General features: G+C 46.4%; 1 pseudogene. It reads left to right on the top strand.

Going from position 1 to position 403, the window contains the following annotated elements:
* Positions 1-160 precede the first annotated feature (160 nt).
* Positions 161-403, top strand: a pseudogene (locus AB5935_RS26330) (hypothetical protein); the annotation flags it as partial.

The following is a 403-nucleotide window of genomic DNA, read 5'->3' on the forward strand; positions in this document are numbered from 1 at the left end:
GAGCACCATCATGCACCTGGTCCGCACGTCTATTTCAAAGGAGGTGTGGATTCACCACAGGATCTTGCATCAAGAGCATTTGATGCCGGACTTAATGCAGCTGAGCGTGGAGTCGGCTTAGGACATGGGAGATAAAACTTAACAATCATCATAGAACACAATGAACGAAGAGCAGAAATTTGAAGACTATCGCAACCGTCTTAATATCAGAGACGTGTTGACGGATGCAGGTTATACGCTTCACAAGCGGGACGGCTTGCGCTATCCTGCCTATGTGCGTCTGGATAATGATGGACGCAGAATCAGGGGTGACAAATTCATTGTCATGCCCAATAAAAACTGTTGTTTCCAACCTCCAACGATAAAGCTGTATTCTGTCACATCCTTCATTTGGGAACACCCG

It is taken from the genome of Phocaeicola sp. RTP21198st1_B8_RTP21198_201120 (assembly GCF_040929485.1).
Classification (GTDB): domain Bacteria; phylum Bacteroidota; class Bacteroidia; order Bacteroidales; family Bacteroidaceae; genus Phocaeicola; species Phocaeicola dorei.